We start from the raw sequence: 20466 nt of genomic DNA, 5'->3' as shown, positions 1-20466 counted from the left end.
AATATATTTCTCTTCATTCAAAGATCACTGGCTTCTAGTGATTCAGTTGTTCAACGCGTTATACTTCATAGCACTTTCAACGGATCTCTAATTTTGTTAATGCTATTGCAAGCAATACATACTTCCTCGTGGAATATACGAGTGTTTATCCATTTCTGGTAAATCGATTCGTCTTCGCATTTTTCAGCCTCCGTAGGCTCTTCATGGGAATGTGACCATCTCAGGTTGAAGCTCTTGTGAATTCCTTGAGTCCAATCAACTACAAGTTCACTACAGTGAACGTCTTTCTTCTGTTTTTTAAGAGGAGCTGGGTACTTACAGACCCACCATTGAAACCGTTCACCTGTCATTTCTCGCTCAGGTAAGCGTTTCGCAGCACTATCAGTAAGTGCGGCTCCAGCCCATTGTTGTGCTTGTTCAAGATTATATGCCTCAACGATTGCAGGGCCAACGAAGAGTTGGTTCTCAGGTTCTGCGAAGAACTCACCATAGGCAACCCCACACCGAAGCCTCGTCCTTGTTGGCATAGTAGTGAACAATAGCCAGCCGACTGTCTCCAGGACGTTCCGACAAGATAGGTCTTCATCATCTTTTGCATAGATTAGAAGAGTATCGGAAAACCATGTAAAGCCGACCCTCCCTTGATCTCTGATTTCCTTTAGTTTAGGAGGTAATTCAGGCACTGCACCATGGTTTACCGAGAAGCCAACGAGTCGTTGGAACAGAGACAGCTCTCCATCAATTAATTTGCGCAGGTCTTTCTCTATCAATTTTTCAAAACCAAGAATGTCACAGACAGCCACAAGCCTCTTCTCAATCAACAATTTACCTCTTTCAGTTTGACATAGCAATGTTATTAATTATTTCTTAACCTTTACAAATGTCGCAGTTTTTCCGTCAATTTTTAAACTCAACTTGTCATCTGCAATAGACTGTATTGTTACGATAAAAGAACGATCTAAAATACCCGCACGATAATCAATTCTTATTTTGTCCTTGTCGATGAATTTATAATTACCTACTATGGATATTTCATCACCAGCGATATTAATCGTCCCATCCTTAAAAAACTCCCAGGTTGGAGATGATGTGGTTTGATAGCTCTCTCCGGCTTCATTTGTATAATAAAGGTCATTCTCTATTATTATTCTTCCTTCGTAAAGGATGTATTTAGTCCATTTGCCTATAATTGCATTCTCTTCAGATGAACATGAGACCAATAACGGTACGGCACAAACAATAGCAAACCAACATATTAAATGCATAAGGCATCGTTCAGTTTTCTTCATAATGCTCTCCTCGTTCAAACGACCTGCTTATTATAACGATTTTATTTAATTAATAAGTCAGTAAATTTGCTAACAATATCCTCAAGTTCTTTAATAGTTAAAGTCGCTTTCCACGTTATTTTCCCAATTCTCCCATTATCTTTGTTCCATATAATTAAGCCATTAACGTGACCACCGGATGAAGTGAAGTCCAGGTTAAAATGTGATATTCCGTTTCTCAAATATCTTGCAAGCTCTTTAAGGTCTTTTGCTTGAGGATAATTGCCATCAACTTTTGGTATTTGCCATCCTGCTTGTTCCAGTTCTTTTATAGGCGTTTTGGGTATTTTGTTGTAAAATTCCTGCTGCGGAAAAACAAAAAGGCCAAGCATTGAGTTAATTAACTGGGTAACTTCATATGCTTCCTTTCCTTCCCCTCCTTCCTTTACTTTATCTGCTTCTTCCCTAATTAATTTTAAATTTGCTTTAGTACGAGTGGAGAAATCTTTTACTTTATCCATATATTTCATTTCTCATTGCCCCCTCAAAATTCATATTCGCAATACGCCATTGCTTTTAGATGAATCCATTATAGCGATTAAGCATTAATCCAGCAAGCAAAATAAACACCTTACATTCTGTGAAGTATTCTGAAATATTTGATATATTATTGACATGCCGACAGTTAAAGATATTTCTGGATCTTATCGGTTTTTCTTTTATGCAGGTGATAAGGACGAACCTCAGCATATTCATGTTGAGCGTGATGACAAAATTGCCAAATTCTGGCTTGACCCTGTCAGGCTGCAAAGTAGTGGAGGATTTAGTAGAATAGAAATCAGTAAAATCCACAAACTTATTAATGAGAAGCATTCAAAATTATTGGAGGCGTGGAATGAATACTTCGGTAGTTGAAATAGAAGTGCCAAAAGCAGAACATGTAAAAGTAACAAAAGATACCCTGAATGTAGACCTAAGTGATGGAAGAACAATTTCAGTTCCTCTGGAATGGTTTCCTCGTTTGGTATATGCTACTCCAAAGGAGCGAAGTAACTGGAGATTGATTGGCAGGGGCCATGGTATTCATTGGGAAGATATTGATGAAGATATAAGTGTTGAAGGATTGTTAACCGGGAAACCGTCAGCGGAAAGCCAGAAATCTTTTAAGAAATGGTTGATTCAACGTCAATCTCGCATAACAAAACATTCCAGCGGACCGGCAGTTGCCAGCCGCTGAATTTTGTATGGAATATGTCATGAAAAGAACGACTATTATCGCAATCTGCTTTTTTATACTGTCAGCCTCTGATGCTTATTCATTATGTGTCACTGCTGACACGGCGAATCTCAGGTCAGGCCCAAGCGCAAAAGATGAGATAAGCTGGCAGGTGTTTATGTACATGCCGTTAAAAAAGATCTCCAAAAAAGGCACCTGGTATAAGGTTGAGGACCTGGAAGGAGATACTCACTGGATAGCGGAAAATCTTGTGACAGAGGATTTGAAATGCGCTGTTGTCAAAGTTGATGAGGCAAATGTCAGGAGCGGGCCTGGGGAAGAGTATAAAAAGACAACCCTTAGCCCTTTATATCAGTACGAATCTCTGAAGGTTTTAGAAATAAAAGAGCCATGGGTCAACGTAATGTACGAATCCGGGGATACCGGCTGGATACTTAATGACCTCTTGTGGATTCAGTAAAAAAAATATATTATTCTATATGCCTAAAATAAATCATTTACTACATCGCTTTTCTATCAGCATAGTTATTTTGCTCTTCACAACATTATCTTTTCTTGTAACTTCATGCGACAAAAGTGATAAAACCACGCAGAAGAACAGCAGCAGTACTGCAGTAACAGGCCCTATAATTGATACGAACCTGGGAAACGGCGGCGTCATGGCAAGGCTTGATACGGAAGGCAAGAGCCCTGAATCACTCTCGCTTATGGGCGACAAATACTTTGAAAACGGCCAGTATGTTCAGGCTATTAGTGTTTACAGAAAAGTAATTGAACTTAACCCGAAAGATGTTGACACTTATAATGACCTGGGACTCTCCCTTCACTATACAAGACAAACAGACGAAGCTATTGACGTCCTGAGGAAAGGCTCACAATTGGATCCCAACTACCAGAACATATGGTTAAGCCTCGGTTATGTACTTGCTCAGTCAGCAAGAAATGATGAAGCAAAGATAGTGCTGCAGCATACTGAAAAGATCAACCCCAATTCGCCCCAAGGGCAGGAAGCCCGCAACTGGCTTAATAATTTAAAATAGCACCGATTATTTTTCAGGTATTAAACTTCAGAAGTATCCTCTTAATCAACAGGCTATTCAACAATATCAAGCTTGATACTGAGATCTCTCAACTGCTTATCATCAACTGCGGATGGGGCGTTGCTTAAGGGGCATACAGCCTTCTGTGTCTTCGGGAATGCTATAACGTCCCTGATCGACCTGGCATTTGCAAGCAGCATTACCAGCCTGTCAAGGCCGAGCGCGATGCCGCCGTGGGGAGGCGCGCCGAATTCAAGCGCCTCAAGTAGAAAACCGAACTTTGCGTCAGCATCTTCTTTTTTCATATTAAGAAGCTCGAACATCCTGTCCTGAACCTCTTTTCTGTGGATACGTATGCTTCCGCCGCCGATCTCATAACCGTTCAGGACTATGTCATAAGCCTGAGCCCTGACATCTTTGACATCATCATTACCGCGATTGAGAAAGAGTTCCATATCCTCTTCCATAGGGCTTGTGAACGGATGATGCATCGCGTCATAACGCTTTTCATCAGGGTTCCATTCATAAAGCGGGTAGTCGGTTATCCATACAAATTTATATGCACCGTCTTTTATAAGTTTAAGCCTTGATGCAAGCTCATCCCTTAGTTTTGCGAGCGTGGCATTTGTGGACTGCACGCTGTCAGCTACGAATAAGAGCAAGTCGCCCTCTTCCGCCTCAAGCCTCTCTGCAAGAGCTTTGAGAATATCTTCAGAAAAGAACTTTGCGATAGGTGATTCAAAACCATCCTTTATCTTTATCCAGGCAAGGCCTTTTGCCCCATAGGACTGCGCCTCTTTTGTGAGGTCATCCATCTCCTTTCTTGAGTAACCGGCAAGGCCTTTTGCGTTAATGCCCTTTACAATACCTCCGCCTGACAGCGCGCCAAGAAAGACCTTGAACGATCCATCCTTCACAATATCGCTTACATCCTTGAGCTCAAGCCCGAACCTCAGGTCAGGCTTGTCGCTTCCATACCTTTGGAGCGATTCATTATATGAAAGCCTTTGAAACGGCTCGCTGAACTCCATACCTTTCAGATCCTTCATGATCTTCTTCAGGAGAGTCTCAATAAGTCCCATTATGTCGTCCCGTGTTACAAAGGACATCTCAAGGTCAAGCTGTGTAAATTCAGGCTGCCTGTCAGCTCGCAGGTCTTCATCCCTGAAACATTTTACTATCTGGTAGTACTTCTCCAAACCTGATACCATGAGTATCTGCTTGAATATCTGGGGCGACTGCGGAAGCGCATAAAAATGGCCGGGGTTCAGCCTGCTCGGTACAAGATAATCCCTTGCGCCTTCAGGAGTGCTCTTTGTAAGTACAGGTGTCTCAATATCCAGAAACCCTTTTGCATCAAGATATTCCCTCATCGTCCTTGTGACCTGATGCCTCAGGATCAAGTTCTTCTGGATAATAGGCCTTCTAAGGTCAAGATACCTGTGCCTGAACCGCAGCTGCTCAGAGGCATCTGTGTCGTCTTCAACCATGAACGGAAGAGGTTTTGATTCATTGAGCACAATAAGCTCTCTGACTATTATTTCTATCTGCCCTGTAGGCAGCGATTTATTTTCTGTTTCAGGCGGCCTCTTAGAAACCTCACCCTTGATCTGAAGCACGAACTCGTTCCTTATCTTTTGGGCTGCCTTAACTATTTCAGCGTCAGTCTCAGGATTAAAGACAAGCTGCACAACTCCGCTCCTGTCCCTGAGGTCGATAAACACAACACCGCCGTGGTCCCTCCACCTGTGTACCCATCCGGCAAGCGTCACCTCAGCGCCGATATTCTCTTCTCTTATCTCTCCGCAGTAATTAGTTCTCATGTTTTACCTTTTCAGGAAAGACCAGTTCTTTCAGCTTTACTACCTCATCATGCGTAAGATAGCGGAATACGCCTTTAGGCAGTTTGCCAAGGTCTATTCCTGCGATCCTGGTTCTCCTAAGTTTAATAACATCATGGCCGAGCCTCTCCATCATCCTTCTTATCTGCCTCTTTCTGCCTTCATATATTGTTATCTCTATCCAGGAATTGGCCTCAGTCTTTCTGACCCTCTTTACCTTGGCAGGAGCGGTCAACCCGTCATCAAGCCTTATGCCTTTCTGGAGCTTCTGTATGTGCTTATCCTCAAGAAACCCCTCGATCTTAACAAGGTATGTCTTAGGTATCTTATTCTTAGGCTGAAGTATCGCGTTTGCCAGTTCCCCGTCATTTGTAAGTATAAGAAGGCCTTCAGAATCATAGTCAAGCCTGCCTACGGGAAATACGCTTATCTTTACCCCTTTTAAAAAATCCTTGACAGTAAGCCTGCGCTGTGGGTCGCTCAAAGCAGTGATGCATCTTTCCGGTTTGTGAAAGGCCATGTAAACCTTGGGCCCTGATAATTTAAGGAGCTTGCCGCTGACCTTTATATGGTCTACGTCAGGGTCTGCCTTCATTCCAAGGCTTGCGATCTTTCCGTTTACAGTCACCTTCCCTTCAGAGATCAGCTCTTCAGCCTTTCTTCTTGAAGCGATGCCTACCATTGCGATGATCTTTTGAAGACGTTCTTCCATAATATTAATCCGCCATTTTCAGCGACATTAATCTTATCACAAAGGCCCTTTCATTGTCACAAGAGATTAGATATCGTGAACTACCTCTGAACTACCCTCAGCTATAGTGCCATTATAAGTTAGAGTTTTCCAGTAAGATTTTTCTTCCTTCTGTGCAAATTCCTTTGGCGTAAGAAAGCCTAGCGAGCTGTGGGGCAGGGTTTAGGATAGACTACTCTGAGGCAAATTATTCAGCATTTTTATAAGACTTAGGCCAAAAACATGTTCGGATAACATCACGAGGTTTTTTAAAATCACTGTGTTCAATTATATTTACATTGTATCTGCAGTTTGGGTTGTCTTTTATTACCCTATTAAAGTTTTCTTTAAACTCAGAAAAAGTCATTTTATCAATTTTGTTTGCTGATACACCAAGTTGAGATAGTAAGGTATCAAATTCTTTTGTCTTTCCATCAACAGTTATGTAGTTTTCATATGCATGGAATGTAACAATAGCCTTTTTATCTGGTAGGCATGATTCATAACCTTGCCCCCCACTTTTTTTTAGAATATTTTTTGCCTCATCAACACCTCCAACTTTAGCAACTAAGTTTTCTAATTCTTTTCCCAATTTGAAGAGACCTGGAGCAGATTCAGCAGGTCCGAGTGTTTTTATCGGGCCTAATTTACTCATATAATCTAATAACTCCTCAACATTCATACCAGAATCTTTAGCTATTACTTCAAGTTTGTTTGCATTGTTTTTTGACTTATCATCCTCAGTTTGTGAAACAGCGTACACTACTCCAACAACCAATCCAATAAAAATAATCTGAATTAAAAAATCAATTAATGTTATGTATAGTGCTTGCTCAGACTGCTTCAATTAATACCCCTACGAATCATTTGCTTGTTGGTCAAGAGTAATAGACCTTAACATCTCAGACACTCGATTTGTAAGTAAACCTTCATCTTGACCTATTTTAATTTCAAAATTCTGAATTTTCTCCTTAGCTGATATGAGTCCAGGAACGATATCATTTGAAATAATTGCTCCATTTAAATTGTTAATCGTATCACTTAATGATTGCAGTCGTTCATGAAAAATGTTCATTTGGTTTTTTAATGGCATTGCAACAGAAGAAAATGACAAAGTCATAGCTTCAGTTGTTGATCTCATTTCCGCAAATGATGTTGTTACCTCTTTCAAAACATCATGTATCGTAGATGAATTAACTGGATGTATAATTTTATCACTTATACTCGTGCTAGCCTGTTTAATGCTTGCTTCCATAGATGATAAAGCCTTTTCAGATGCAACTGCTGACTGAGACATAAGATCAAGTGCAACAACAATATTACTTGCCATATTAACTAGGTTATCTAATGACTGTAAAGACTCGGCACTATCAGTAATTTGACTAGCAAGCTTCAGCATTTTTCTAGCAGCCTTAGTCAGTTGAGTAATAGCTTCATTAGTCTCATCACCTATTTTAGTTGCTGTGTCAGCAATCTTTTTCATTGAAATATTCAATTCGCTTGAGAATAAAGCTATTTTTCCTGATGCAAGCGAAAAACTGATTGATTCAGCTTCAGTCTGAATTCTCCCTATTTCCTCCATAACAGAAGAAATAGCCTCAGAAAATTGTTGTGTAGACTCTTTAATTGTTGAAGAAGTGCTTGTCAAGATAGATGAGCAACTATTATCGAAATTCCCTTTCACTTGATTGAAGCTCAGTTCCGATAGATCAATAAAGCCAGTAATTTGATACTGAGCTCTAGTTAATTCAGAAGTTATACTATCAATTCTGTCTGACAAGTTTTTTGTTGAGGTCAGAATGTCGGCTTCAGAAAAACTGTTAAGTTTTGTTAATAATTGTAACCGGGCAAATAGTGCGTATCCAGTTGCAGCAAGACCAAATCCAAACTGAAGCATGATTGCTTTAAGATCAGGTTTGCTGTCATTTTTCAAACCCATTGAAATTGCAGTAGTCACTAAAATAACGATAGTAACTAAAAAACCAAAATAGTAAATGCTGTCGACTTCATTAGGGGTGAGAGGAGGTTCCTTCTTGCGCAAAAGGATAGAATGATAGATTGCTATCGGTAGCAATCCACATAGAATTGGGATGAAATGTGCATTCCCACTGCTAAAAAAGGTAGCGATTATTATGATAATAAATGTGATTGCAAAAAGAGGAAAAAAAGATTTATGCATAATTTATAATTAACCTCCCCCCATGTAATCTATTATTATATGGGGATTGTCCACTTCGCCGACACATGTATTACCCTCACTATCGCCAAAAAACCAATTCCAAAACATAGCACGACAGCTTAAAGTTTGTTGTGTAATATCTGCGTTATTTGTTCTTGGAATAATATTCATTCTAATGCAAATATTCTTAAACTTAGGGCGCTCAACAGCACCGACTCGACAGTTACGGAATTGTTTTATAGCCGCCTGTCCATCAAGGCAATTTTTATACATTGAAAAGCAGGAAGTATTCTCAAGAAAATCTGAAAAAATTAGCACATCCGAAATATCAGAGGATCGGAAAGAGTTGTCATCAAGACTTAAATCGATCAATCCCTGAGCAAGTGGTGTTTCATTTTCACTGCCTATTGGGGCCGATATAACGAGTCTGAGAGGTTCCTCGAAATTTATCTTGAAACGTTCATTAACTTTCTTTGCATTTTCAAAGAATCTATTGCCATTTTTTCGAGGTTTACACATAGAGAAAGCTGGTTTGAGATTCTTCTTGGAACCCTCCGTTATCGAGAAAACAGAAACTTTTTCCCCTTCTTTCACTTTATTAGAGATAAAATCCCATGCACGATCCACGATTAAATCAGCTGTTTGAGTTGCTACTTCTTCAGTACGATCAATAATAATTAATGTCTTAGCTTTTACATCAGGATTACAATCGGGCTTAGGAGTGATAAATATTTTACTAATGAATATTAATAAAATAAAAGAAGCCGAACCTATAATAGTTAACCAAGCTTTTCTACGATTGTTCATAATTGGAACGCCCCCTAAATATATTACAAATATTTTTATTCGTGAGAATTCTTGGCAATGTTAGCTTCCGCATCAGACACTATTCTTGCAAAGAATTTAGGTATTCCATTCGTATATAGTTCTGTTATTTCCTGCTGTCTATTAATCTTAATGTCGTTGAGTGACTTGCCATGAGCGTCTTGCATTTGTTTTGACTGCAAGGTTACATCATCAATCTTTTTAATTAATGCATTCAGTTTTTCCGAATAGTCAGTTTCTGGAAGTACGCTAACCCTTTCTGTGAAATAACTCGGTTGAGATACTGACCTTACTGCACTATTAGAATCCCTATATGCCTTTATAAGTAAATCGAGCTCACTTTGTATTGTATCTATATTTGCACTGTATTCTGCTTGAGAGTTAAGAGCCTCAGCCTTAAGAGCTGCAACTTTTCTCTGAAGATCCAAAACATTGGTAAGTAGTTTTTCAATATCTCTTATTTTTTGATCCAGAGAACGCTTTAAATCATTTATAGCAACTTCTCTTTTTGCTTCAAACTCATTCTTGGCCTCTTTATATCTCCGATCCAAATCACCATAACCTGGGCAAGAATCATCTATAGTGTAACCTTTGTAGAAACCAACCACGCAACAGCCTAAACCAACAAAGAAAAGAATAAAGCTCATAAAGTCAACACTCGGAAAATGCAATGTAAATACTCCAAATGCTTCCTTAGTAGATATAAGGAAAGCCTTTCCAAGCTGCACTTGATCTGATGAGTCCGCAATTAAAGCAAACTGAACTCTGAAGGTTGAGAAAATTAGATTAAGAACAACTGCTAACATAATAAAACTAAGTATCGAACTATATCCAATTAACTTTTGTTTGGAATCATTGAGGTGGACATGTCTAAAAAAAATACCAAAAAATACGGCAATCCCCATATTGACAACAGAGACAGCTAGTGCAATAACAGCACCACCAAGCAAGCCTCCTGATTGAGCCTCATAAAAAAAAGCATTTACTGCTGTTTCAATTGCAACAAATAAAATAAGCAGTGAGAAATGATGCAAGTTGTCTTCTGGGTATTTTGCAGACCTCTGTAACCCATGTTTATGCTTAAATCCTTCCAGTTGTGCTCTTGCTATTAACTCTTCCTCTTGAACTGATATCAGGCTATTACTATGATTGGCCAATATAGCATTGAAGGATGGTTCGATTGTATTTTGCTCTATCTCTGCACTACATGTAGCTTTAACATTATCTATTTCATTAGTAAAGTTATTGGCTTGACGGTCAATATTTGCAAGATTTGCTAAATAACCACTAGTCGATTCGTTAATATAACCCCTAGCATCTGTAATAATTTCAGTTTCATTGGTATCTGGCACAATGGCAGTCGAAGCAGGAAGATTTCTAGCTGCTTGAGCAACCCCCTTCTTTTTAAATTCCTCAAGTTGCTTTACAAGCATACCTCTTACAAAATTCCCCATTTCTCCTCCCTTAATTAGTCACAGCGCATTATAATAACTGACTTAACTATTTAATTTTTCTTTTTTATTGAAATCATTTTAACACTTTTAACGCTGTTTTTATCAAAAAATTTACCTACAGTTTCGCTAATGGGACTGGCTGATTGGATCTCTTGAATAAATCCGTTCAATATTGATAAAATCCATCATTAATATAGGAGGACATTCAACATGAATCGAGGTGGCTTTTCATGGAAAAGACTTGTAGGAATCTCTGCAGCTAAGTCTAAGATCTCCCGATCCATTGGCATTCCGCTAACCAAAAGCGGACGAGAGAGAAAGATTGGCAAAATGATTACAGGGGGAGGATGTCTTGTGGTTATTGGCATCGGGATTACTATTCAGATCGCCCTTGCAATGTTCCTAATCCACACATTGATGTAGCTGAGAGACTCAACTGCCGAACCATAAGACGGAGTGACTAAAGGAACACTATTTCTCACTCATGAAACTGGAAAAGGAGTTGTGGGGAAAGCATCATGTTTAGCAGTAAGCTCTATTGCCGAAAGATTCCGGACAAGCCAACAGTAGGCGGAATTCAGCCGCCGGAATGACCATTTTAAGCCGTGTTATCAATTGCCAGCTCAACTTCCTGTGAATGTATCTTTAAATGATTTAGCGCCGCAGATAATTCTCCCAATATCTCTTCTCTCTGAACTTCTGTCAATTCTTTAATCTTGAGAGCTTCAATAAGGCTTGTAACATGCAGGCATTCATCTTCTAACTCGTCAAGGAGAGATTTTAGGGTTCTATCAATATTGATTTCCTTTATCAAAGCCAGTGTTTTCATTTATTCAGATTAAATGCTCTATATCAGGGTAGAAATCTGATGAGCTATGCCCTTGCGGTGCTGGACATCTCAATGACAGGAACATGAATAGTTCTCTTCCCTTTTTTCTTTTCTGCTACATACTTATCAAACAATTTTAATGTATCAGGACGAAAGAAGATTTCTCCGCATTGTTTACAAACCTCAGCCTCTGTATTTTCAAAAAGATAAAATTCTGAGCCCCATTTGTGCATATGGTCGATTTTATGAGTCTCAATGTTACCCTTACAAAATGGACATGTCTTCATTTCTTCTCCTTTCTTGTTCTCCAGTTAATCCATAACTCCTGATCAGGCCTGTATACTGTTATTATAACTAAAGTATCCTCATGAATCGAGCAGACTGCATGAACAGGTTGATTCTGTGATAAAAAACCAAGCAATAAAAAAGAATGCCCCCTCTGATCGTCAGGATAATTTTCAATCAATTCGCATGAATCATTAGTCAAAGCTTCTTCCAGCTCAATAATGCTTATACAGTCAGCGTCTCTTTCTATTTCAGCATGAAAGGTTAGTCTATAGTCCGCACTATTTACCAGCTCTTTACATCGTCTAATCAAATCCATATGACAGTTTAGCATAAGAGAAAATCTGCCGCTAATAAGCAAAAAGGGCTGCGTCGCCGCAGCCCTCATAGATTATGCCTTATTACAAAAACCTGTGTCTTTAGTATCTCTGCTCTGTCTTGTTACCTTCGCAGACTTCCCTAATCTGGTCTTTTACTATCCTGCCGTCTTCCCATACTGTTTCGTGCACCTTATGGCAGTTGGTCTGGGCGTTATAGTCAACAGGGTCGGCACGATATACTCCACGGCCGTCTTCAGTCTTGTACTGTACAGGCTTTCCTGTTGCCGCTGCTTCCTGTGAAGCCTTCATTGAAATATCAGTGATGGTTGCCCCGAGGATTGCGCCTAATGCCGCGCCTATTATGCCGCCTTTCCACGGGTTCTTATGGTCAAGAAGAGCTCCGGCAAGGCCGCCTGCCGCGCCTCCGACTGCCGCGCCCTGTGTATGATACTGTGTGCAGCCTGATGCCAATGCAAAGAATGAAATTAAAGCTATGACTGAAACAAACTTCTTCATGATCCCCTCCTTATTAAATGATTACACCTATTTTGATATTCTACTTATATATACCACCTATCAACTTCATCTGCAAGTCAAACCTTTTGTGTAATTACGATAAAAGAAATGTGTGAAGTTATTATGAAACGCGGGGGATGAAGGTCCCTACTCCCACTCTATCGTTCCGGGAGGTTTTGAGCTTATATCATATACAACCCTGTTAACGCCCTTTACCTCGTTGATTATCCTGTTGGAAATTATACCCAGAACATCATAAGGGATCTTTGCCCAGTCAGCTGTCATCCCGTCGACACTAGTCACAGCCCTTACGGCAATAACATTCTCATACGTACGCTCATCTCCCATGACACCAACGGTCTTGATCGGAAGCAGGACTGCAAAGGCCTGCCAAATATCATGATAGAGGCCGGCTTTCTTTATCTCTTCAAGCACGATCGCATCTGCCTTGCGAAGTATCTCGGCTCTCAGGTGTGTAACCTTGCCGATGATCCTGATCCCAAGGCCCGGACCCGGGAAGGGCTGCCTGTTTATAACCTCATCAGACATGCCCAGCTCCCTGCCTAACGCCCTGACCTCGTCTTTAAATAGCTCCCTCAGAGGCTCAACAAGCTTGAGCTTCATATTTGCAAGAAGGCCGCCTACGTTATGGTGGCTCTTGATCACTGCGGACGGGCCTTTAAATGAGGTGCTCTCTATTACATCCGGGTATAAAGTGCCCTGCGCAAGGTACTTTGCATCCTTTATCTTTTTAGCCTCTTCCTGAAATATCTTTATAAATTCATTGCCGATGATCTTACGCTTTCTCTCCGGGTCAACAACCCCCTTCAGCTTGTTGAGAAATCTGTCAACTGCATCCACGTGTATCAGGTTTATACGGAAATTCCTCTTCAGCATCTTAACGACTTTATCAGCCTCTCCCATTCTGAGAAGCCCGTTATCCACAAAAATGCAGGTCAGCTGTTTTTTAACAGCTCTATTCAGCAGAACAGCTGTGACTGAAGAGTCAACACCGCCGCTTATGGCGCATATTATCTTGTCATTCCCAACCTTCTTCTTTATCTCTATTGTGGTAGCATCGATGAAGGAACCCATAGTCCACTCGGGTTTACATTTAGCGATATTAAAGATGAAGTTCTTTAATATGCTGACGCCATATTCAGTATGCGCTACCTCGGGATGGAACTGAAATGCGAAGAGGCCCCTCTTTTTGTCAGCCATTGCCGCAACCGGTGAATTATCAGTGTGAGCGATAGATTTGAAACCGGAAGGGTACTTCAATATCTTGTCGCCGTGGCTCATCCATACGACCTTGCCCTGAGGGATACCCTTGAAGATATCATTCTTATCGTCTATCTTAAGCACAGCCCTGCCGTACTCTCTCTTGATGCTCTTTGCTACCTTGCCTCCGAATACATGCGCCATTAACTGCATGCCATAGCAGATGCCAAGTATCGGGATGCCGAGTTCAAATATCCGCTTATCCGGCATGGGGGCGTTCTTTTCGTATACGCTTGAGGGGCCGCCTGAAAGGATTATCCCTTTTGGAGAAAAAGACTTTATCTTTTGGAGATCGGCATTATATGGGAGTATCTCGGAATATACCTTGTTCTCCCTGATGCGCCTTGCTATAAGCTGGGTGTATTGTGAACCAAAGTCCAGGACTAAGATATTCTCTTCATGCATAGCGCTATTCCGTGGTGTAGTTCGGGGCTTCTCTTGTTACAACCACATCATGCACATGGCTCTCTCTGAGGCCTGCCGGTGTTATACGGATAAAACGCGATTTCTTGCGAAGCTCTTCAATGTTCCTGCAGCCGCAGTAACCCATGCCTGACCTTAGGCCGCCGACAAGCTGATGCACACTGGCAGCCAACGGCCCTTTATACGGAACCCTTCCCTCAACGCCTTCAGGCACAAGCTTCTTTGACTCGACCCCTGCCTGAAAATACCTGTCTTTTGAACCTGACTCCATAGCCCCAAGAGAGCCCATGCCCCTGTAGACCTTGTAGCTTCTGCCCTGGAAAAGCACAAGCTCACCTGGACTCTCATCAGTGCCTGCAAAGAGTCCGCCTATCATAACGCAGCTTGCGCCTGCTGCTATCGCCTTTGTAACATCACCTGAAAATTTAATTCCGCCGTCTGCAATTATCGGTATGCCGGCGGCATCCGCTACCCTTGCGCACTCCTTTATGGCGGTCATCTGCGGCACACCGGCTCCTGCCACTATCCTTGTGGTACAGATAGAGCCCGGGCCTACGCCCACCTTTACAGCGCTGACACCGGCCTTTATCAGGTCTCTGGTCGCCTCTGCAGTTGCCACGTTCCCTGCGATGATCTCAATATTTCTGTACTTCTTCTTCAGCTCCTTTACCATCTCAATCACAAACTGTGAATGTCCGTGAGCAGTATCAACTACCAGCGCATCCACACCGGCCTTGATAAGGAAGTCTGCAGATTCCAGCGTCTCCGGCCCTACACCAAGCGCGGCTCCAACTCTCAGCCTTCCGAATTCATCCTTGCATGCATTTGGGTACTTTCTTCTCTTTTCAATATCCTTTATGGTGATAAGGCCTACCAAATTGAAATCATCATCAACTATAGGCAGCTTCTCTATCTTATGCTTATGAAGTATATCTTCGGCAGAGTTAAGGCTTGTACCGACAGGGGCTGTAACAAGCCCCTTCCTTGTCATGACCTCAGAGGCTTTTTTCTGAAGGTTTGTCTCAAACCTCAGGTCCCTATTGGTAAGGATGCCGACCAGTTTTTTCCCCTTAACTATCGGCACACCTGATATCTTATACCTCTTCATAAGGTCACGCGCCCTAACTATCTTGTCATCGGGGCTGAGGGTTATAGGATCCAGGATCATCCCGCTCTCGGATTTCTTTACATTATCAACTTCAGAAGCCTGCCGGGCTATCGGCATTGCGCGATGAATGATGCCGATCCCCCCCTCTCTGGCAATAGCAATAGCAAGAGAGGTCTCTGTAACAGTATCCATTGCCGAACTTACAAGAGGGATATTAAGTTTGATCTTCTTTGTAAAACGCGCGCTGACATTGACATCCCTCGGCAGCACGCCTGACTTTGCGGGAAGAAGCAGAACATCATCAAATGTAAGTCCTATCTTTATATCGTCTTGCAGCATATGCGCACCCCTTAACTTATTATAAATTGACCTCTATATAAGCATTCTCCCTGAGCATCTTGATCCACTGGTCATACATCATATTGTATTTTCTCTGGAAGATGATATCCTTTACATTTTCTTCAGACTCTTTTGATGCACCGCCCACCCTTGTCTCCTCAACCTTTACGATGTGAAGTCCTGCCGGACTCCAGAATGGGGCGCTTACCTCACCGGTCTTAAGGCTGAAGGCAACGTCCTCAACCTCATTCAGAATAGTCCCGTGGCCTATAAAACCAAGGTCACCGCCAAACTCCTTGCTTGCATCCTCTGAGAATTCAATGGCAAGAGAAGCAAAATTCTCACCTGCTTTTATCCGCTGCATCACTTCCTCAGCCCTCTTATTAAGAGCTGCCTTCTGTTCGTCGCTCTCAGGCATTGAAAAGAATATCTGCCTTATCCTTACCTCTGCGCTGCCTTCCCCGGAATTGTAATATTCCTTTATCTCAGCGTCAGTGATAAGGATATTGTTTTTGACCCTGTAGTTTGAAATCTTGGAAAGCAGTATCTGTTCTGAAAGCCTCTTTTTATACTCTTCAAGCGTAAAGCCCTCTAATTTCAGAGAGGTTATTAACGCCTCAGAAGACAGGTTGTACCTCGTTTTTATATCAGCAATTGCAGACTCAAGCTCATTGTCAGATACATCAAACCCCAGTTTCTTCGCCTCCATCAGCTGCAGCTTTACATCTATCATGCTGTTAAGCAGATACTTCGCGATCTCACCGGACTTGGCCTCCCTCTCTTTGCCCTCAAGGCCCTCAAGAGACTTTGCTCCCTCAACCTCGACAACACTCATAAGCTCGCTCCAGGTGATAAGCTCACCATTGACGGTTGCGACGACCTTGTCAAGAAATATGGCGCTGTAAGCCCCTTTAGGAATAAGGATCTGCCCTATAAGTATGAGCAATATAACGGCCTTAAAAGCAAGTGATAATGGATTTCTCATTAATAAGCCTCTGTTTGATACTGAATAATAATGTTAGAAGAGTATAAATCTGACATATGATGCAACACTTCCCTGAGAAGTGACAATTATGCCATTCTTTCAAGTTTAAATCAAGATAATCAAAAGGTCTGCCATAAAGAATATTATATATGTAAAAATCGTTAATATAATTAGAAAATTAACCAGGAAACCATTATATTAAATAATGTATAAGCAGATATTTTTTCCTTTTAATACACCGTTAACAGGTTATGAATGCCTTATAAAGCATATTGGCCGGCCTTGAAAAATGATTAACAAATCAGCAATCACACCATCTATCGCTTCAATAAATCAGATCCTTCTATATTCTCTTCTGATCTTTACGCCACTGGCATACGGATCTGTAGAGATCTGGTCTGTCACGGTAATGCATACTTTATCAATCGCCATGATTTTTCTCTGGATCCTTTCGATGATACTCGAAGGGCGCATAACCATACACCGCTCTCCGGTAGATCTTGCCGCGATAATATTTCTTTCTATTTCCTGTCTTTCAGCGTTGCTCTCTGTATATCCCTACGCAAGCCGGATCCAGCTTTACAAACTAATCAATTACATGGCTCTCTTTTACTTTGTTTTTTACTCAATAAGAGACAGGGGGAATCTCTTAAGAATCGTATGGGTACTGATCATATTCGGAAGTACCTTTGCGACCGCCGGATTAGTACTGGCTGGCGGAGAGCTAACCGGTCTAAAAATATTTTCCCTCAACCATCACATGATTTCGCTTACATTTGTAAATCACAACCATTTCGCCGGTTATCTGGAGATTATTACCTGGCTCTGTTTCGGTCTGGCACTGGCAAGCAGCGGTGCAAAACGTATCTTGCTGATATTGCTCGGCGTATATACTGCAACCGCAGTCTTGTTCTCCTTATCCAGAGGAGGGACTATAGGCCTTCTTGCCGGAATGTTCTTTCTATTGACAGTTTTAACACTCAGTAATAGTCGCCGTAAGACTGTATGGCTGCTGGCAGGCTTCTCCATGCTCATCCTGCTGGTTTCCACATGGCTTGGCCTGGAACCCGTTCTAAAGAGGATGTGGACACTTGAAGACCCGATGCTTGCCGGCAGTGGGAGACTGGAAATCTGGAAAAGCACGCTAAATATTATCTCAGACAATCCATGGTTCGGCACCGGGCTCGGCACATTCAAAGACACTTTCCCGCGTTATCAGACTGAAAATTTAATGAGGAGTTTTATTGATCATGCTCATAACGATTACCTGGAACTCACAGCAGAGACAGGAATCATCGGCATCATCTCAGCTGTTTTATGTGCAACGGCGCTTTTTTTTAATGTATTCAAAAAGTCTGCCGCTCTTCCGGATAAGCATTTGCAAGCAATTGGATTGGGGGCTCTCACAGGCTGTTTCTCTCTTCTCGTACATGGAATTACCGACTTTAATTTTCAGATACCTTCAAATGCCATACTCTTTTCCGTATGTGCTGCCATTGCTCTGGCTTCTGCCAATCACCTGCCCTCTGATAAACGATCCGGAATATGTTCCTTTTCATTAAACAAAAAATGGAGAATCCCGGCTATTATCAGTATCTCCTTATTGAGTCTAATAATATTTGTAATTGTTATTTCGCCTCTTCTTGGCAATATATATCTGAAACAAGCAAAGAGACATATAAATAATAAAGATTATGAATTCGCAACCGCGGCTATCAGTAAAGCCATTTATCTTGACCCGGGAAATGCATTGCATTTAATAACTATGGGCGACGTAATGGCAGCAAGATCAAGTGATTCCAACAATATGTCTGAAAAAAAGTCATTCCTGATAAAATCCCTCAAATATTATGATGACGCTATAAATGAATCACCCTCAAGAAGCTATTACTATTCAAAAAAAGGTTTTATTCTGGAGAAGTTAGAAAGATTTAAAGAAGCTGAAGACTCATATGAAAATGCTATTTATTTTGCACCGGCAAGCGCTTATGCACATTATGACCTTGGCACATTCTATCTTAAGAAAGGTTCCCTCAGCAGCGCATTCAAAGAGTATCAAGAGTTCCTCAGGCTGGATAGCCTATATTCAAATATATTCATGGTGCTTGATGAGATATGGGAGGTTACGCAGGATTATGACAAGATCAAAAATGCGATGCCGGAAATCGCAGATGCCAGAAACAGGTTTGCGACATACCTCTTCAATAAGGGGAAGAAACAGGCTGCCTTAACTGAGCGGTCTTATGCGTTCTCTCTTCAGCCGACAGTCATGAACGCCGTTACACATCTTCGCGGTTTATACGATGCTGAAGAGTATGCTCAGGCACTTAAAACCGGCAATAATTATCTGAATAAATTTGGCAATGAACCATCCCTCTTAATACAGATGGCCGACAGCTATGAAAAGACAGGAACCCATGAAAAAGCCATATCTATCTATCAAAGATTGATAGCTGAGAAGCCTGAAGATATTGCACTTCATGTAAAACTTTCCGAACTTTACCGCAGATCAAGGCGTATGGCAGAAGCTGTAAGCACTTTACAGGCGGGACTTCAGTACAAAGCAGACAGCGCGGAATTGTTTTTCAATATATATATTTGTTACCATGGGATGGGTATTTCCGAAAAAGCCCTCGAAGCGATAAAAAAAGCCGTATCCCTTAAACCTCTGGACATGAGTTATCGTTATCAGTTAGGATTGAGCTATAAACAGATGGGGTTGTATCAGGAGGCCGTTGACACGTGGAAAAAATGCCTTGAGATCAATCCTGAATATATTAGTTGTAGTGATGCCATACATGAAATTTATGAAGCACTTGGCATATAGCTTTTTTACCTGATTTGATAATATTGACATCTTTGTATCACTATATAAAAATAGATTAACCTATAACAATTATATTATTGTGAGGTTCAGATGAAAATAAAGCTATTTATATTATTTCTTTCCATAATGCTCCTCATCCCTTCCTTTGCCAACGCTGCTGAGAATGTCGGAACCGTCGCAAACGTAACCGGGAAAGTCAATCTCCTAAGGCAAAATGAAACAATACCTGCTCAAAAAGGAGACATTATATTTAGTACAGATATTATTGAGACCTCCGGCTCATCCCGTGCAAGACTGAAATTCAATGATGCCAGCATAATAACTCTCGGTGAAAACTCAAAACTTGCCATCAAAGAGTATCTTGAAGGCAACGGCAATAAAAAAGGCCGCGCTGTATTTGAACTTTTAACCGGTACATTAGAAGCCACTTCAGGCAAAGGTAAATTTGAGATACACACTCCCAATGCGGTCGCAGGAGTCAGAGGCACTAAGTTCTTAGTCTGGTATGTAAATAAAGAAACCGGATTGGCTGTTCTTCTTGGCGAAGTTGACATTTCTGCAATAGGACAACCTCAATACAGTAGAACTGTAATTCAGGGATATATGAGCATTATGCAGAGAGATGGGCAGACAACAGAACCTGTTCAAACCCCTGAGGATCTATTAATACAACTTACACAAGATACAATTATATGCGAAGCATGTAGCCGGCCTGAGGGCGGGATCTGTGTGCCGGATAATACCCAAGACCCCGGCTCTTGCCAGAAGTGTGAGAACGGTGCTGCGGTTATTGATAACTCTGAAGACCTAGGTTCTTGCCAGAAGTGTGAGAACGGTGCTGCGGTTATTGACAACTCTGATGACCCAGGCTCCTGCCAGAAGTGTGAGAACGGTGCTGCGGTTATTGACAACTCTGATGACCCAGGCTCCTGCCAGAAGTGTGAGAACGGTGCTGCGGTTATTGACAACTCTGATGATC

General features: G+C 41.4%; 23 protein-coding genes. 7 read left to right on the top strand and 16 right to left on the bottom strand.

The features are described from left to right. Positions 1 to 65: 65 nt before the first annotated feature. Genes Q7U10_11350 through Q7U10_11340 form a run of 3 tightly spaced genes read right to left on the bottom strand, consistent with a single transcriptional unit; the run spans position 66 to position 1789 of the window. Positions 66 to 821, bottom strand: coding sequence for a hypothetical protein (locus tag Q7U10_11350; protein ID MDO8283196.1), 756 nt, complete (start codon positions 819 to 821; stop codon positions 66 to 68). A gap of 39 nt (positions 822 to 860) precedes the next feature. Continuing rightward, on the bottom strand, positions 861 to 1289 hold the full coding sequence (locus Q7U10_11345) for a hypothetical protein (GenBank protein MDO8283195.1): 429 nt from the start codon (positions 1287 to 1289) through the stop codon (positions 861 to 863). A 41-nt stretch (positions 1290 to 1330) separates the two neighbouring features. Beyond that, on the bottom strand, positions 1331 to 1789 hold the full coding sequence (locus tag Q7U10_11340) for a HEPN family nuclease (GenBank protein MDO8283194.1): 459 nt from the start codon (positions 1787 to 1789) through the stop codon (positions 1331 to 1333). 154 nt (positions 1790 to 1943) lie between these two features. On the opposite strand from Q7U10_11340, the gene Q7U10_11335 reads away from it, so the two are divergent. The 4 genes from Q7U10_11335 (at position 1944) to Q7U10_11320 (ending at position 3545) form a co-directional block, all read left to right on the top strand. Then, positions 1944 to 2183, top strand: coding sequence for a DUF4160 domain-containing protein (locus Q7U10_11335; GenBank protein MDO8283193.1), 240 nt, complete (start codon positions 1944 to 1946; stop codon positions 2181 to 2183). Then, the gene (locus Q7U10_11330) at positions 2164 to 2505 is read left to right on the top strand and encodes a DUF2442 domain-containing protein (GenBank protein ID MDO8283192.1); all 342 of its coding nucleotides are present in this window, start codon (positions 2164 to 2166) and stop codon (positions 2503 to 2505) included. The genes Q7U10_11335 and Q7U10_11330 overlap by 20 nt, the downstream gene beginning before the upstream one ends. Positions 2506 to 2524: 19 nt before the next feature. Beyond that, on the top strand, positions 2525 to 2965 hold the full coding sequence (locus Q7U10_11325; protein MDO8283191.1) for an SH3 domain-containing protein: 441 nt from the start codon (positions 2525 to 2527) through the stop codon (positions 2963 to 2965). Positions 2966 to 3035: 70 nt separating this feature from the next. Further along, positions 3036 to 3545, top strand: coding sequence for a tetratricopeptide repeat protein (locus Q7U10_11320; protein MDO8283190.1), 510 nt, complete (start codon positions 3036 to 3038; stop codon positions 3543 to 3545). A gap of 53 nt (positions 3546 to 3598) precedes the next feature. Here Q7U10_11320 and aspS read toward each other — a convergent pair whose 3' ends face one another. From aspS to Q7U10_11290, 6 genes are all read right to left on the bottom strand, one after another. Next, positions 3599 to 5368, bottom strand: a complete 1770-nt coding sequence (gene aspS, locus Q7U10_11315) for an aspartate--tRNA ligase (protein ID MDO8283189.1) — start codon at positions 5366 to 5368, stop codon at positions 3599 to 3601. Continuing rightward, positions 5358 to 6098 carry a pseudouridine synthase gene (locus tag Q7U10_11310; protein MDO8283188.1) on the bottom strand — a complete coding sequence of 247 codons (741 nt, stop codon included), beginning with the start codon at positions 6096 to 6098 and terminating at the stop codon, positions 5358 to 5360. Before Q7U10_11310 ends, aspS begins: the two co-directional genes overlap by 11 nt. Positions 6099 to 6324: 226 nt before the next feature. Further along, a complete protein-coding gene (locus Q7U10_11305) occupies positions 6325 to 6963 on the bottom strand; it encodes a hypothetical protein (protein ID MDO8283187.1) in 639 nt (212 codons plus the stop codon). A 9-nt stretch (positions 6964 to 6972) separates the two neighbouring features. Beyond that, on the bottom strand, positions 6973 to 8295 hold the full coding sequence (locus Q7U10_11300; protein MDO8283186.1) for a hypothetical protein: 1323 nt from the start codon (positions 8293 to 8295) through the stop codon (positions 6973 to 6975). 9 nt (positions 8296 to 8304) lie between these two features. Further along, entirely contained in the window at positions 8305 to 9102 is a 798-nt protein-coding gene (locus Q7U10_11295) for a hypothetical protein (protein MDO8283185.1), read from the bottom strand. Positions 9103 to 9137: 35 nt separating this feature from the next. Beyond that, complete coding sequence (locus tag Q7U10_11290; protein ID MDO8283184.1) at positions 9138 to 10574, bottom strand: hypothetical protein; 1437 nt, start codon at positions 10572 to 10574, stop codon at positions 9138 to 9140. A 210-nt stretch (positions 10575 to 10784) separates the two neighbouring features. Here Q7U10_11290 and Q7U10_11285 point away from each other — a divergent pair, with 210 nt between their 5' ends. Continuing rightward, positions 10785 to 10997, top strand: coding sequence for a hypothetical protein (locus tag Q7U10_11285; GenBank protein ID MDO8283183.1), 213 nt, complete (start codon positions 10785 to 10787; stop codon positions 10995 to 10997). A 175-nt stretch (positions 10998 to 11172) separates the two neighbouring features. Here Q7U10_11285 and Q7U10_11280 read toward each other — a convergent pair whose 3' ends face one another. The 7 genes from Q7U10_11280 to Q7U10_11250 all read right to left on the bottom strand — a co-directional run bounded on the left by Q7U10_11280 (position 11173) and on the right by Q7U10_11250 (position 16660). Continuing rightward, positions 11173 to 11403 (bottom strand): hypothetical protein, encoded by a 231-nt coding sequence (locus Q7U10_11280; GenBank protein ID MDO8283182.1) that lies wholly within the window; start codon positions 11401 to 11403, stop codon positions 11173 to 11175. 44 nt (positions 11404 to 11447) lie between these two features. Next, the gene (locus Q7U10_11275; GenBank protein ID MDO8283181.1) at positions 11448 to 11690 is read right to left on the bottom strand and encodes a YgiT-type zinc finger protein; all 243 of its coding nucleotides are present in this window, start codon (positions 11688 to 11690) and stop codon (positions 11448 to 11450) included. Then, positions 11687 to 12007, bottom strand: a complete 321-nt coding sequence (locus tag Q7U10_11270) for a DUF4258 domain-containing protein (protein ID MDO8283180.1) — start codon at positions 12005 to 12007, stop codon at positions 11687 to 11689. Before Q7U10_11270 ends, Q7U10_11275 begins: the two co-directional genes overlap by 4 nt. Positions 12008 to 12107: 100 nt before the next feature. Then, positions 12108 to 12524: a glycine zipper 2TM domain-containing protein gene (locus Q7U10_11265; protein ID MDO8283179.1), complete on the bottom strand. Its 417-nt coding sequence runs from the start codon at positions 12522 to 12524 to the stop codon at positions 12108 to 12110. Between the two features lie 147 nt (positions 12525 to 12671). After that, the gene (gene guaA, locus Q7U10_11260) at positions 12672 to 14210 is read right to left on the bottom strand and encodes a glutamine-hydrolyzing GMP synthase (protein ID MDO8283178.1); all 1539 of its coding nucleotides are present in this window, start codon (positions 14208 to 14210) and stop codon (positions 12672 to 12674) included. Between the two features lie 4 nt (positions 14211 to 14214). Further along, a complete protein-coding gene (gene guaB, locus Q7U10_11255; protein ID MDO8283177.1) occupies positions 14215 to 15675 on the bottom strand; it encodes an IMP dehydrogenase in 1461 nt (486 codons plus the stop codon). Between the two features lie 19 nt (positions 15676 to 15694). Then, positions 15695 to 16660 (bottom strand): peptidylprolyl isomerase, encoded by a 966-nt coding sequence (locus tag Q7U10_11250; GenBank protein ID MDO8283176.1) that lies wholly within the window; start codon positions 16658 to 16660, stop codon positions 15695 to 15697. 289 nt (positions 16661 to 16949) lie between these two features. Between Q7U10_11250 and Q7U10_11245 the strand changes: the two genes are divergently transcribed. Next, complete coding sequence (locus tag Q7U10_11245; GenBank protein ID MDO8283175.1) at positions 16950 to 19487, top strand: O-antigen ligase family protein; 2538 nt, start codon at positions 16950 to 16952, stop codon at positions 19485 to 19487. Positions 19488 to 19577: 90 nt separating this feature from the next. Further along, positions 19578 to 20466, top strand: an 889-nt coding sequence (locus Q7U10_11240) for a FecR family protein (protein ID MDO8283174.1), incomplete at its 3' end; no start/stop codon positions are given.

The organism is Thermodesulfovibrionia bacterium (genome assembly GCA_030646035.1).
Classification (GTDB): Bacteria; Nitrospirota; Thermodesulfovibrionia; order UBA6902; family UBA6902; genus JACQZG01.
This window is presented reverse-complemented; position numbering and strand designations above follow the sequence as displayed.